The following is a 13,327-nucleotide window of genomic DNA, read 5'->3' on the forward strand; positions in this document are numbered from 1 at the left end:
TCCCCGAACGCACAGCATCGCCGCACCGGCCGGGTGACCGCGCGTCACTCGTTCGGACGGCTAACCTTGCTCGACATGGCCGTGGACCTTCACCCCCTCGACGACCCCTGGCTGACCAGCCTCACCGCCGTCGCCGTCACCGACGCCGACCCCACCGAGGTCATGCCACCCGTCGACGGCCCACCCGGCTGGCACCCCGACAGCGAAGCCGCGTTCGGTGACTTCCACCGCGCCCGCCGCGCCGAACGCGTCCGCAACACCTACGTCATCGCCGTCGACGGCCACGCCGCCGGATCCCTCCGCCTCGACTGGATCGCCCCCGGCGTCCTCGAAACCGGCCTCTGGATCGCCCGCTCCGCCCGCGGCAAAGGCGTCGGCGCCGAAGCCATCCGCCTCGCCCTCACCGAGGCCACCACCCTCGGCGCCACCCGCGTGGTCGCCGAGACCACAGTGGACAATCACGGCTCCCGCGGCGCCCTCCGCCGCAACGGCGCGGCCTTCACCATCGACGGAGACGCCGTCACCGCCGTCTTCGACCTGCCGAAACCGTTATCCTCGCGGGCATGCCCATGAACGTCCGGGGCCTGCTCGGCGTGCTCGCCGCGGTCGGCGCCGCCGCCCTCGTCACCGGCTACCTGGCCCTGCCCACGCCGGCCCCGGTGCCCACCCTCGTCGGCGTCACCCCCGCCACCGGCACACCCCCCGTCGGCACCACACACGCCTATCCCCTCGTCGGTGTCCCCACCACCACCCCCGGCGAACGCGCCCACGCCCTCGCCGTCGCCCTCCGCCGCGACCACCCCCGCCTCGGCCCCACCGTCCAGCGCACCATCGGCGGCCTCCCCGCCGTCGAGTACGCCTACACCGACGCCAACGGCGACTGGACCGGCGTCGCCACCGCCTGGTTCCCCGCCGGGACCATGGTCGTCCAGGACTGCGGCCTCGACGGCTTCGACCGCCCGGCCCGCCTCGCCGAGTGCGCCCAGGTCCTCGATCAGCCGGTCACCGCGTGAAGCGCCGCCCCGTCCTCACCGGCGCCCTCGCCGCGCTCACCGCCCTCATCTGGGCCCTGGCCGCCCTCGTCACCTACGGCGGCCAGGACGACGAGGCCTTCCAGCCGGGCACCCACCGCAACCTCCCCCCGATCTCGGCCACCCCCGGCACGGTCGTCATCGACGACCCCTCGGTGCCCTTCACCTTCGCCGTGCCCGAAGGCTTCGCCATCGACCCCACCGCCGACCGCCTGGAGCTGGTCCCGGAGTCCTGGCTGCCCACCCCGGCGATGCTCCAGGTGTGGTGGACCTCCGGTGTCGACGACTTCGACACCCGCGACTGGGACGACCTGGGACCGACGGGACCGACCGTCATCGACCGGATCGAACGCGACGACTACCGCCTGATCACCACCTACGCGGAGCCCGACCAGTCCCCCGGCAGCCGCAACTACCACCTCTTCCACGGCACCCACTCCGTCCACATCGCCACAGAACCGCCCGACTACCGCGACACCTACGACAAAACGGTCCTCACCCACGCCGCCGAGTCCCTCATCGCGACCCTGCACTTCCGCTAGCCCCGCTTCCGCCGGCCCCCTGGTCACCCCGGGCTACCCTGCGTCCCATGTCCGTCCCACGCCGAGCGCGCGTCCAACGCTGGATCGCCTTCACCGCCAGCCTCACCGTGTGCCTCCTCCTGGCCTGGGCCGTGGCCTCCATCAACCACCTCGGCCCCTGGGCCCCCGTCACCCCAGACTTCGCCGACGCCCACCCCCTCCCACCCGGCACCCCCGCCCAAGCCCCCATCGGCCCCGGCCCCGCCACCGTCACCACCCGCATGCCCGCCGGCTGGTACGTCGACCGCGGCGAAGGCGACTACGCCGACGGCAAGGCCACCATCACCATGACCACCCACCACCTCGCCCCCGGCCTCGACACCACCACCGCCGCCGGACGCGAACGAGCCGCCACCCTCACCGCCAAATCCGCCCACTGGCGCACCGCAGAACCCCACCCCACCTCCGTCAACGGCTTCCAGGTCATCGCCATCGCCTACTCCGACGAACCCGACGAATGGCAAGGCGTCCTCATCCAGGCCTACCTGGCCGGAACCGTCACCGTCCTCGACTGCGCCTACAGCGACCTCAAATACGCCCAACCCCTCATCGACGGCTGCGCCACCGCCCTGCAGAACCTGGAGCCCACGGCATGACCGCCAGCGACGGCAGCGGAAGCGGCATCCCCGACCGCAAAACCGCCTCCTACAAGGCCACCACCCCCGCGATCGCCCTGATCCCCCTCGTCCTGCTGATGATCGTCTTCCTCGTCATCTCGAACAACCGCACGGACTACAAGCCCTTCCCGAGCTACGACCGCGAATACCCCGCCCTCCAAGGCACCCCCACCCCCTTCGACGTGGCGAGCCTCCCCTACACCCTCACCATCCCCGCCGGCCTCACCACCATGCCCAACCCCGGCGAAGGCGAACACGCAGACGCCACATTCGCCCCCGAAACCTGGTTCCCCACCAAAGCCGGCATCAAGGCGGAACACCAACCCCTCGAAGGCGACTTCACCGAGATCCTGAAGAAGAACGCCGGATCCGCCACCATCACCGACCTCCCCACCGCCGACCCCACCACCACCGCCCACACCTGGACCGACGGCGGCACCGAACACGTGTACATCAGCAAGAACGGCATCCTGCTGACCCTCCGCGCCGACCAACCACAAGACGGCACGGACACGACGGGATCACTGGCGAAGGCACTGCGGGAAATGACCGCCTCGGTGAAGTTCAGGGCGTAGAGCACAGGGCGAGACGCAGGCAGGGCAGGGACAGGTGCGCGCGCAAGAACTAAGCCGGGCAAGGTGACTGGCTTGCTACGGGGTCAAAACCCGGGCACGGACAGAAGCTCGTTGTTTTAGACCCGGGCAAGGTGACTGGCGGGCAACGGGGTCAAAACCCGGGTGGGGACAAAAGCTCGTTGTAGTAGAGCCGCACCGAGACGGCCCGTAAGCCGCAAGACAACACGGGCCCGGGACCAGCTTGTGCGTGAGCTGTCTCGGGATAGGAGAGGATCCTCCCTCGGTCGGCCGGATGGTTCTTCGAACGAGGGTTCTCGGGGTGTCAAGACACGCTCTACCGTCTTGACACCCCGAGGTTCATCGTTCACCGTCGCAAAGGCCGAACGCGGGTGGAGCCTCCCGAGAGAGGTCCGGCGTCCAGGGGCCGCACCCCTGGTCCGGGTCCCAGGGCTGAAAGCCCTGTCTAGAGGGTGACCGTGTCATAGCGCCGATCTGGCGAATAGAAGATGGTCGATCCATGGGGCGGGCAGGAAGCGCGGGGAGACCGGCTCGGGGTGAGGGCGACGGGAGAGGTGCCGCAACGAGGGCTGTGGTAGCGAGACTCGCGACGGCTGGGGCTGGGGCTGGGGCTGGGGCTGGGGCTGGGGCTGGGGCTGGGGCTGGGGCTGGGCCCAAAAACCGCCGCCCACCCCCAGCAAACGCCGCCCCAAAAAACCGCCCCCTACCCCGCCTCCACAATAATCCCCGCCCCAACCGTCCGATTAGTAGCCTCATCGATCACGATAAACCCCCCCGTCGACCGATTCCGCCGGTACTCATCACAAAGCAGCGGCACCGTAGTCCGCAACCGCACCCGCCCGATCTCATTCAGCGCCAACCCATCCGGCGCCTCATCCCGGTGCAGCGTATTGATATCCAGCCGGTACTGCAGCTCCTTCACGATCGTCCGCGCCGACCGCGTCGTGTGCTTGATCGCGTACTTCCGCCCCCGCTGCAGCGGCGTCTTCTCGTCCATCCAGCAGATCATCGCGTCCACGTCCTGCGCCGCCACCGGACGGTTGTTCGGCCGGCAGATCAGGTCGCCGCGCGACACGTCCAGCTCGTCGGTCAGCCGCACCGTCACCGACATCGGCGGGTAGGCCTCGGCCACTTCACCGTCGGCGGTGGAGATCGACGCGATCGTGGTGGTGAACCCCGAGGGCAGCACCATGACCTCGTCACCGGGCTTCAGGACGCCCGAGGCGACCTGCCCGGCGTAGCCCCGGTAGTCGCGGTACTTGTTCGACTGCGGCCGGATCACGTACTGCACGGGGAACCGCACGTCCACGAGGTTGCGGTCGGAGGCGATGTGCACGCGCTCCAGATGGTGCAGCAGAGACGGACCCTCGAACCACGACAGGTTCGGCGAGCGCTCCACCACGTTGTCACCGCGAAGCGCCGACACCGGCAGGATCGTCAGGTCCGGCACGTCGAGTTTCGTGGCGAAGGCGGTGAACTCGGCGGCGATCCGCTCGAAGACCTCCTGCGAGTAGTCCACGAGGTCCATCTTGTTGACCACGAGCACCATGTGCGGGACGCGCAGCAGCGAGCACAGGAACGCGTGCCGCCGCGACTGCTCCACCAGGCCCTTGCGGGCGTCGACCAGGATCAGCGCCAGGTCGGCGGTGGACGCACCGGTCACCATGTTCCGCGTGTACTGGATGTGCCCGGGGGTGTCGGCGATGATGAACTTCCGCCGGGGCGTGGCGAAGTACCGGTAGGCCACGTCGATGGTGATGCCCTGCTCGCGCTCGGCGCGCAGACCATCGGTCAGCAGCGCCAGGTCGGTGTAATCGTCACCGCGCGCGCTCGACACCGCCTCCACGGCCGCCAGCTGGTCGTCGAAGAGGGTCTTGGTGTCATAGAGCAGGCGCCCGATCAGGGTGCTCTTGCCGTCGTCGACGCTGCCCGCCGTGGCGAAACGCAGCAACTCGGTCGGCTCGGTAACCGTCTCCATTAGAAGTACCCCTCGCGCTTGCGGTCTTCCATCGCGGCCTCGCTGACCCGGTCGTCGCCCCGGGTCGCGCCGCGTTCGGTGATCCTGGTGGAGGCGACGTCGGCGATGACGGCCTCGACGGTGACGGCGTCGGAGGCGACCGCCGCGGTGCAGGTCGCGTCCCCGACGGTGCGGTAACGGACGCGTTCCACGCGCACCGCCTCACCATCGCGCGGCTGGAGGTGCTCGGTGACGCCGTAGAGCATCCCGTCCCGCTCCACGACCTCACGATCGTGGGCGAAGTAGATCGACGGCAGATCGATCTTCTCGCGCGCGATGTAGTGCCAGATGTCCAGCTCGGTCCAGTTGGACAGCGGGAACACCCGAATCGACTCACCGGCGTGCACCCGCGAGTTGTACAGCGACCACAGCTCCGGACGCTGGTTTTTCGGATCCCACTGCCCGAACTCGTCCCGGAAGGAGAACATGCGCTCCTTCGCGCGCGCCTTCTCCTCGTCACGGCGGGCACCACCGAACAACGCGTCGAAACGGTGCTTCTCCACCGCGTCCAGCAGCACCGGCGTCTGGATGCGGTTGCGGACGCCATCCGGCTGCTCGCTCACCAGCCCCGACGCCAGCCCCTCCTCGACACTGGCCACCACGAGCGACAGGCCCAGCTCGGCGACCTTGCGGTCCCGGTAGTCCATGACCTCGGCGAAATTGTGACCGGTGTCGACGTGCATGACCGGGAACGGCACCGGCGCCGGCGCGAACGCCTTCAGCGCCAGATGCAGCATCACGATCGAATCCTTGCCGCCGGAGAACAGCAGCACCGGACGGTCGAACTCGGCCACGACCTCCCGGAAGACGAAGACGCTCTCCGCTTCCAGGGCGTCGAGGTGACTCACCCGGTAATCGCCCACAATGGACCCCTTCTGACCGGCCGGACCGCTCATCACAGCAGCCCGGCCAACTCCCGCAGAAACACCTCAGCAAGCTCAGGGCGGCACACCAGCAGATCCGGCAGCTTCGGGTCCTCCGCGTTGTATTCCAGCGCAGCCCCATCGATGCGCGACGCGTGCAGACCCGCGGTCACCGCGACCGCCACAGGGGCCGCCGAGTCCCATTCGTGCTGGCCACCGGCGTGCACGTAGGCGTCAACTGTACCGGTGACCACGGCGGCCACCTTCGCGCCCGCCGACCCCATCGGCACCAGCGAACCACCGGTGGCCTCGGCGAGCTTCTCCGTCCACGCCGGGGGACGCGACCGGCTCACCGCGATGCGCGGTCCGGCGCTCACCTGCCCGGGCGCGTCCGGCGGCACATCGGTACCGAGCGTGTACCCCTTCGCCGGCAACGCCACCGCACCCGCCGTCAGGCCCTTCCCCCGCTCCCACAGCGCGATGTGCACCGCCCAATCAGTGTTCCCCTCCTCACCGAACTCGCGGGTACCGTCGAGAGGATCGACGATCCACACGCGATCGGCGGAACGGCGGGACGTCCCGGTGCGGCCCTGCTCGCCCTCGCCCTCCTCGGACAGGATCGCGTCGCCGGGCCGGGACGCGGCCAGCTCGGCCATGATCAGCTCATGCGCCCGGCGGTCGCCCTCGGCGCGCAGCTTCGCCGGATCGCCGAATCCCTCCGCCAGCCGCAGCGCCAGCAGTTCCCGTCCGGCCAGCTCGGCCAGCTCGCGCGCGAAAACACCATCGGTCGCAGACATGCGGCACAGAGTAACGCCTTGTACCGACACGTCCTGTATCGCCCGTCACATACCGGTCAGTAGGCACCCGAGGAGCGGAGGACGGCACTGGCGGTCCGGATGAGGATGACCAGGTCCAGCGTCAGCGACCAGTGCTCCACGTACCGCAGGTCCAGGCGCACCGCCTCCTCCCACGGCAGGTCGGAGCGTCCCGAGATCTGCCACAGACCCGTCAGGCCCGGCTTCACCGCGAGCCGGCGGCGGACGTCGTCGGGGTACACCGCGACCTCGCTCGCCAGCGGCGGACGCGGCCCCACCAGCGACATGTCCCCGCGCACCACGTTCCACAGCTGCGGCAGCTCGTCCAGCGAGAACCGCCGCAGGACCTTCCCCACCGGCGTCACCCGCGGATCGTCGCGCATCTTGAACAGCACCGAGTCGTAGTCGTTCTGCGCGCGCAGGGCCTCCAGGCGCTGCTCGGCGTCGGGGTACATGGTCCGGAACTTCAGGATCGTGAACGGCTTCGCGTCGCGCCCGATGCGCTCCTGGGCGAACATCGCCGGCCCCTCCCCCGAGCGGCGCACCCAGATCACCAGCACCAGCAGCAGCGGCGACAGCATCGCCAGCAGCAGCAACGCCCCCACCCGGTCGAAGGCCTCCTTCACCAGGCGCTTGGTGCCCGACAGGGCCGCGTGCTCCAGATGCAGCATCGGCAGCCCGTCCACCGGCCGCACCGACGTCCGCGAGCCCCCCACGTCCACCATCGCCGAGGCCACGATCAGGTCGATGTCACCGCGCTCCAGCTGCCACGCCATCCGCCGCAGCGCCACCCCGTCCAGCTCCGGGCACGACAGCACGATCACCGTGTCGGCCATAGCGATCGCCACCGCGTCGGCGGCGTCCTCGAACGACCCCAGCACCTGGACGTCCATGTCCAGCAACGCGCCGGTCTCCCGCCCGTCCGGCGAGCACACGCCCACCACCTCAAGGCCGTGGAACCGCTCCCGCTGCAACTGCCGCGCCAGGTCCGACACCGCCGACGGGTGCCCCACCAGGACCACCCGGCGCATGCACCGGCCCTTCGTGCGCGCACCGTGCAACCGCCGCCGCAGCACGAACCGGCCCGCCAGGGTCAGCGCCACCGTGCACGGGACCGCCGTCAGCACGAACGCCCGCGAGGTCGGCACGTTCAGCGCGTACGACACCAGCGCCACCACCGCCATCAACGCGATGCCCGCCCGCAGCACCCGCTGGTACTCGCTCGTCCCCACGTACAGGTACCGCGACTCGTAGGCGTGGTTCAGCGACAGGAACACCAGCCACGCCACCGGCAGCACCACGAACAGCGGCACATAAGCCTCACTGGCCTCGTTGACCACCCGGAACCGCGTGACGAACGCCGTCACCGTCGCCGCGAGCGCGACCAGAAGATCGAAAACGAGGAGTTTCCGCAGATAGACCGCCTGCCACTGCGGACGCGCGAAACGCGGAAGATGACGCGGGACCGCGACCGTACCGCGCGAAATGTCCTCCACGACCGGCACATCTGTTGCCAACACCCGGCATCCCCTTCAAAACGGACGATGGTGTGGCACTTTTTAGCACATAAAGGAAAAATAGACGTGAGCGGGCTCACTAATTGGCGGTGTGGTAACGATTCTGGGTCTTCTCCAGACCATCGATCAGAACGTCCACGACCGCGTCGGCCGAACGCTCCAGCAACACACCCGCCTCTTCGGCCTCGGCCGGGGGGAAATCGCGCAGCACGTAATCGGCCGGATCCATCCGTCCCGGCGGACGGCCGATACCGACCCGCACCCGGATGTAGTCCTTCGACCCCATCGACTGCGAAATGGAGCGCAACCCGTTGTGGCCGCCCTCGCCGCCACCCCGCTTCAGCCGAATCTGCCCGAACGGCACGTCTAGCTCATCGTGGACCACCACGATCTGCTCGATGCCGAACTTGAAGAAGTTCGCCAGCCCGGCCACCGGGCCACCCGAGAGGTTCATGTACGTCATCGGCTTCGCCAGCACGATCGACGGACCACCCGGCGCGCCAGAGGGCAACGGCAGACGCCCTCTGGCCACGTCCGCCTTCACGCGCGCGGCGGACTTGAAACGGTCGCCGACCCGCTCCGCGAGCAGATCGGCGACCATGAACCCGGCATTGTGCCGGTTACGTGCGTACTTCGGCCCGGGATTACCCAGGCCGACGACCAGGAAAGGACCCTCGGTCATACGACCACGCCGCTACTCGGCGGCGGAGTCCTCAGCGGTCTCGTCCGCGGCGGGCGCCTCGACGGCCGGAGCCGACAGAACCGCGATCACCGTCTCCGGGTCCGACACCAGGGCCACACCCTTCGGAAGAACCACATCGGCGGCGGTGATGTTCGCGCCGACGGCCAGGCCCTCGACCGACACCTCGATCGACTCGGGCAGGTGCGAAGCCTCGGCCTGCACGGACAGCGTGGCGTGCTCGGTGACGAGCAGGCCGCCCTTCTCGTGCTCACCGGTCAGCGCGACCGGAACCTCGACGGTGACCTGCTCGCCACGACGGACCAGCAGCAGGTCCACGTGGTCGATGGTGTCCTTGATGGGGTCACGCTGCAGGGCCTTCGGGAGCGCCAGCTCCTTGGTGCCGTCGGTGACTTCGATGCTGAAAAGCTGGTTCATGCCACCGCGACGAAGTGCGGCGGCGAACTCAAGCGCCGGCAGCGCGACGTGCTTCGGCTTCTCGCCGTGACCGTACAGAACGGCGGGAATCTTGCCGGCGCGCCGGGTGCGACGGGCGCCGCCCTTGCCGAACTCGGTGCGGGGCTCGGCGCTGATGCGGACCTCGGACACGGGAAGTACTCCATCCTCAATTACAGACTAGGTCGGCGCTCGACGCATGGCGCGGCACCAGAAAAGGAGCCCTCACCGCGTCGATGACGGCGCTCACGAAACCCCTTCGGAAGAAGAGAAAGCGTGTCCATCCGAAAAATTCGGCTGCGTGTTCATGCAGGGGCCGACCCCGGGACACACCACGTAGCGCCCTCGCCGTGGCAACCGGAATAGTCTACAGGTCCTTACGACAGGCCACCGAAGAGGGTGGTCACCGAGCCGTCGTCGAACACCTCGCGAATCGCCCGCGCGACCAGCGGGGCGATCGACAGCACGGTCATCTTGTCGATCTTCTTGTAGTCCTCCAGCGGAAGCGTGTTGGTCACCACGACCTCCGAGATCGGCGACTTCTGCAGCCGCTCGGTCGCCGGATCCGACAGGATCGGGTGCGTCGCCGCCACGATGATCTCCGCCGCGCCGCCCTCGGCCAGCAGATCGGCCGCCGAGCAGATCGTCCCGCCGGTGTCGATCATGTCGTCCACCAGCAGGCACACCCGGTCCTTGATGTCACCCACGACCCGGTTGGCCACCACCTGGTTCGGCTTCAGCGGGTCACGCGTCTTGTGGATGAACGCCAGCGGTGTGTAACCGCCCAGCCGGTCCGTCCACCGCTCCGCCACCCGCACCCGGCCCGAGTCCGGCGCCACGACCGCCATCGGACGGCCCGCGTACTTCTTCTCGATGTAGTCGGCCAGCAGGTCCATCGCGAACAGGTGATCCACCGGCCCGTCGAAGAACCCCTGGATCTGCGCGGTGTGCAGATCCACCGTCAGGATCCGGTTCGCCCCCGCCGTCTTCAGCAGGTCGGCCACCAGCCGCGCCGAGATCGGCTCCCGGCCCCGGTGCTTCTTGTCCTGACGCGCGTACGGATAGAACGGCAGCACGACCGTGATCCGCTTGGCCGAACCGCGCTTCAGCGCGTCGACCATGATCAGCGTCTCCATCATCCACCGGTTGATGGGCGCCGACATCGACTGCACCACGAACGCGTCCGAGCCGCGCACCGACTCCTTGTACCGCACGAACAGCTCGCCGTTGGCGAAGCCATAGGCGTCCGTCGGCGTGGGCGCCACACCTAGATGACGCCCGATCTCCTCCGCCAGCTCCGGAAACGCCCGACCGGAGAAGAGCATCATGCTCTTCCGGTTCTCCGCCACGATGCTGCCCACGGTCCACCCGCTCCCTGGTAGCGCTGCTGAATTCACGCTAAGTCTCGCCCCTGCGCTCACCGCACATGAGCGGTATCCCCGAACGATGTGGCATTGGTCGCTGTGGGACGCGCGACAAGAGCTTATTCGGCCGACTTGTGCCGCGCGGCGGCGTCGGCCGTCTTGGTCCCCGGCCGCTTCCGCTCCACCCAGCCGGCGATGTTCCGCTGCCGCGCCCGCGCCACCCCCAGCGAACCCGACTCCACCGTCGCGTCGATCGCGCTGCCCGCCGCCACGTACGTCCCGTCCTCGATCGTCACCGGCGCGATCAGCACCGAGTCGCACCCGATGAACACCGCGTCCCCCACCGACGTCCGGTGCTTCTTCAGCCCGTCGTAGTTGGCCACGATCACACCCGCGCCGATGTTCGACTTCTCACCCACCGTCGCGTCCCCCACGTACGACAGATGCGGCACCTTCGAACCCGAACCGATCGTGGAGTTCTTCACCTCCACGAACGTGCCCACCTTCGACGCCTCACCCAGCTCCGCCGCCGGACGCAGATACGCGAACGGCCCCACCGACGCCCCCGCGCCCACACTCGCACCCTCCGCGTGCGTCCGGACCACCGTCGCACCCGCACCGACCACCGTGTCGGTCAGCGTGGAATCCGGGCCCACCTCCGCGCCGGCCCGGACGACCGTCCGGCCCTTGAGCTGCACGTTCGGGCGCACCGTCACGTCCGGCTCGACCACGGCGGTCACGTCGACCCAGGTGCTCGCCGGGTCGTCCATCGTCACCCCGGAGCGCATGAGAGCGCCGTTCACCCGCTTCTGCATGATGCCCCGCAGCCACGCCAGCTGCTCCCGGTCGTTGCACCCGAGCGTGTCGGCCACGTCCGCGGCCGTGTGCGTACCCACCGCGTGCCCCGCCGCGATCAGGTTCGTGAGCGCCTCGGTGAGGTACTCCTCGCCCTGCGAGTTGTCGGTGGACAGGTTCGCCAGCGCCGAACGCAGCAGCGCGCCGTCGAAGACGTACATGCCCGAGTTGATCTCGGTGACCGCCAGCTGCTCGGGCGTGGCGTCCTTCTGCTCGACGATCTCGCGGAACGTGCCGTCCTCGTGCCGCATGATCCGGCCCAGGCCCGTGGGGTCCTCGACATCGGCGACCAGGACGGTGGCGGCCAGCCCCGAGGCCTCATGCGCCTCACAGAACTCGCGCAGCGTGTCGGCCTGGAGAAGCGGCGTGTCGCCGTACAGGACGACGACGGTGCCCACGGCGTCCGGAACCGTGTCGAGCGCGACCCGCGCGGCATGGCCCGTGCCGAGCTGCTTCTCCTGCAGGACGGTCTTGGCGTCCGGCGTGATCACCGCGAGATGCGCCTCGACCTGCTCGGCGCCATGCCCGACGACCACCAGGGTCTCGGCGGCCGCGAGCGGCTCGGCGGCGGCGAGGACGTGCCCGATGAGCGAACGACCCAGCACCTCGTGCAGGACCTTGGGGAGCGCGGACTTCATGCGCTTGCCCTCCCCGGCGGCGAGCAGGATCACGGTGCGCTGGGGCTGCGGCATGAGGGCTCCGTCCGTGGCAGTGCTGGCTTGTGGCTGACTTCGGGCCATCGTATGCCGGGAGGAGAGGGGGTGGGGGCGGGGCTTGAGGGAGGGGATCCGAACCCTAGAACGCCAGATACTAGAAAACGCCCCGGAGGGCGTTTTCGCAGGTCAGCTCCCGGGGGAGGACTCGAACCCCCATCATTTGAACCAAAATCAAAGGTATTGCCCTTATACGACCCGGGATGACCCCAATGTCCGTTTTCTCTCACGAACACCAAGCACGGCTTAGATTACCGTGCCGCCCCTCTCGGCCTCATCCGGCTTATCGCCGCACGGAACACCCAGGCTCGCCATCTCCATGGTCGCCGAGGCGAGCGCATCGATGTGCCAGTAGAGCTTGAGCGAGTCGTAGACGGCGATGGTCACGCAGCCGAAGTAGCCCTCACCGACGTTCTTCCGCACCGTCTTCGGGTTATGACGCTTCCAGGTGGTCGGAAGGAACTCACCCGGCTCGATCCCGAGCTGCTCGGCCCAATACGCATGCGCCGCCGCCTCGTCACCACTCTCATGAATGCTCAGGCGATAGCTCATGCCGCCATGCGGCACGGGCGCGGCCCGCACGAACTCCTGAAAGAGCCTCAGCAGCCCCGGATCACTGTTGATGAACCGCACACGCGGCGGCCCGCTGTTCCACGGCTTCCACTTCACGCCTTCGCACCAGTAGGCGATCGCCCCGATGAGCTGCATCGCCTCCCTCGCATGCCGGGCGACCTCACCGGCGGCCCGAAGGCGCCTCTCCTCCTGACTGGCGACCTTCTGCTCGCGTCGACGGCGATGTCCCTCGTCACGCTTGGCCCGTGCCTCGGCAGACCAGCTCGACGTGCGCTCGCGCTGCACCGGGATGTCGCGCACCCACAGGGAGACTGAGCTCTTTGAGACCTTTAGAGCCTCAGCGATCTCGTCGTAGGTGCTTCCCTCCGCTCTAAGACGTCGCGCCTCGTCGCGTAGGTGGTCTTTCGCGTTCGGCCGGAGATTCGGCTTGTTCCCCGGCAGTCCGGCGAGCCAGTACTGCAGCTGGTTCTTCTCCACCCCCAGGCGTTCTCTGATCTCCGCGGAGGACATCCCCTCCTCCACCCGCAGCCGTCGTGCCTCGGCCGCCCGCGGGTCCTGGAACTTCTTCTCCTCATAGTTCTCTTCTCGCGCCATGATCTTCCCCCTTGATCCGAACTGGTGTTCGCACCAAAAGTAACGATCATTCACTCTCG

General features: G+C 68.6%; 14 protein-coding genes and 1 tRNA gene. 5 read left to right on the forward strand and 10 right to left on the reverse strand.

Annotation, left to right across the window (positions count from 1 at the left end):
• Nucleotides 1–75: 75 nt before the first annotated feature.
• The 5 genes from QSK10_RS06845 to QSK10_RS06865 are packed head-to-tail and all read left to right on the forward strand — an operon-like array spanning nt 76 to nt 2,804.
• The gene (locus QSK10_RS06845) at nt 76–573 is read left to right on the forward strand and encodes a GNAT family N-acetyltransferase (protein WP_285661751.1); all 498 of its coding nucleotides are present in this window, start codon (nt 76–78) and stop codon (nt 571–573) included.
• A complete protein-coding gene (locus QSK10_RS06850) occupies nt 564–1,013 on the forward strand; it encodes a hypothetical protein (RefSeq protein WP_285661752.1) in 450 nt (149 codons plus the stop codon). Before QSK10_RS06845 ends, QSK10_RS06850 begins: the two co-directional genes overlap by 10 nt.
• A complete protein-coding gene (locus tag QSK10_RS06855) occupies nt 1,010–1,573 on the forward strand; it encodes a hypothetical protein (protein WP_285661753.1) in 564 nt (187 codons plus the stop codon). Before QSK10_RS06850 ends, QSK10_RS06855 begins: the two co-directional genes overlap by 4 nt.
• 47 nt (nt 1,574–1,620) lie before the next feature.
• Nucleotides 1,621–2,208, forward strand: a complete 588-nt coding sequence (locus tag QSK10_RS06860) for a hypothetical protein (RefSeq protein WP_285661754.1) — start codon at nt 1,621–1,623, stop codon at nt 2,206–2,208.
• Nucleotides 2,205–2,804, forward strand: a complete 600-nt coding sequence (locus QSK10_RS06865) for a hypothetical protein (RefSeq protein ID WP_285661755.1) — start codon at nt 2,205–2,207, stop codon at nt 2,802–2,804. The genes QSK10_RS06860 and QSK10_RS06865 overlap by 4 nt, the downstream gene beginning before the upstream one ends.
• Before the next feature lie 721 nt (nt 2,805–3,525).
• Here QSK10_RS06865 and QSK10_RS06870 read toward each other — a convergent pair.
• The 10 genes from QSK10_RS06870 to QSK10_RS06915 form a co-directional block, all read right to left on the reverse strand.
• On the reverse strand, nt 3,526–4,800 hold the full coding sequence (locus QSK10_RS06870; RefSeq protein WP_285661756.1) for a sulfate adenylyltransferase subunit 1: 1,275 nt from the start codon (nt 4,798–4,800) through the stop codon (nt 3,526–3,528).
• A complete protein-coding gene (gene cysD / locus QSK10_RS06875; protein WP_432705297.1) occupies nt 4,800–5,735 on the reverse strand; it encodes a sulfate adenylyltransferase subunit CysD in 936 nt (311 codons plus the stop codon). Before cysD ends, QSK10_RS06870 begins: the two co-directional genes overlap by 1 nt.
• Nucleotides 5,735–6,499: a 3'(2'),5'-bisphosphate nucleotidase CysQ gene (locus tag QSK10_RS06880; RefSeq protein ID WP_285661758.1), complete on the reverse strand. Its 765-nt coding sequence runs from the start codon at nt 6,497–6,499 to the stop codon at nt 5,735–5,737. Before QSK10_RS06880 ends, cysD begins: the two co-directional genes overlap by 1 nt.
• A gap of 56 nt (nt 6,500–6,555) precedes the next feature.
• Complete coding sequence (locus QSK10_RS06885) at nt 6,556–8,037, reverse strand: sugar transferase (RefSeq protein WP_285661759.1); 1,482 nt, start codon at nt 8,035–8,037, stop codon at nt 6,556–6,558.
• A gap of 76 nt (nt 8,038–8,113) precedes the next feature.
• Nucleotides 8,114–8,716 carry an aminoacyl-tRNA hydrolase gene (gene pth, locus QSK10_RS06890; protein ID WP_285661760.1) on the reverse strand — a complete coding sequence of 201 codons (603 nt, stop codon included), beginning with the start codon at nt 8,714–8,716 and terminating at the stop codon, nt 8,114–8,116.
• A gap of 12 nt (nt 8,717–8,728) precedes the next feature.
• Nucleotides 8,729–9,322 (reverse strand): 50S ribosomal protein L25/general stress protein Ctc, encoded by a 594-nt coding sequence (locus tag QSK10_RS06895; RefSeq protein ID WP_285661761.1) that lies wholly within the window; start codon nt 9,320–9,322, stop codon nt 8,729–8,731.
• 224 nt (nt 9,323–9,546) lie between these two features.
• Complete coding sequence (locus tag QSK10_RS06900; protein ID WP_285661762.1) at nt 9,547–10,530, reverse strand: ribose-phosphate diphosphokinase; 984 nt, start codon at nt 10,528–10,530, stop codon at nt 9,547–9,549.
• Nucleotides 10,531–10,652: 122 nt separating this feature from the next.
• Nucleotides 10,653–12,080 (reverse strand): bifunctional UDP-N-acetylglucosamine diphosphorylase/glucosamine-1-phosphate N-acetyltransferase GlmU, encoded by a 1,428-nt coding sequence (gene glmU, locus QSK10_RS06905; protein ID WP_285661763.1) that lies wholly within the window; start codon nt 12,078–12,080, stop codon nt 10,653–10,655.
• Between the two features lie 154 nt (nt 12,081–12,234).
• A tRNA-Gln gene (locus tag QSK10_RS06910) sits at nt 12,235–12,305 on the reverse strand.
• A gap of 42 nt (nt 12,306–12,347) precedes the next feature.
• A complete protein-coding gene (locus QSK10_RS06915; protein WP_285661764.1) occupies nt 12,348–13,268 on the reverse strand; it encodes a resolvase in 921 nt (306 codons plus the stop codon).
• Nucleotides 13,269–13,327: the final 59 nt, after the last annotated feature.

The sequence above is a fragment of the Actinorhabdospora filicis genome, from assembly GCF_030269765.1.
Classification (GTDB): Bacteria; Actinomycetota; Actinomycetes; order Mycobacteriales; family Micromonosporaceae; genus Actinorhabdospora; species Actinorhabdospora filicis.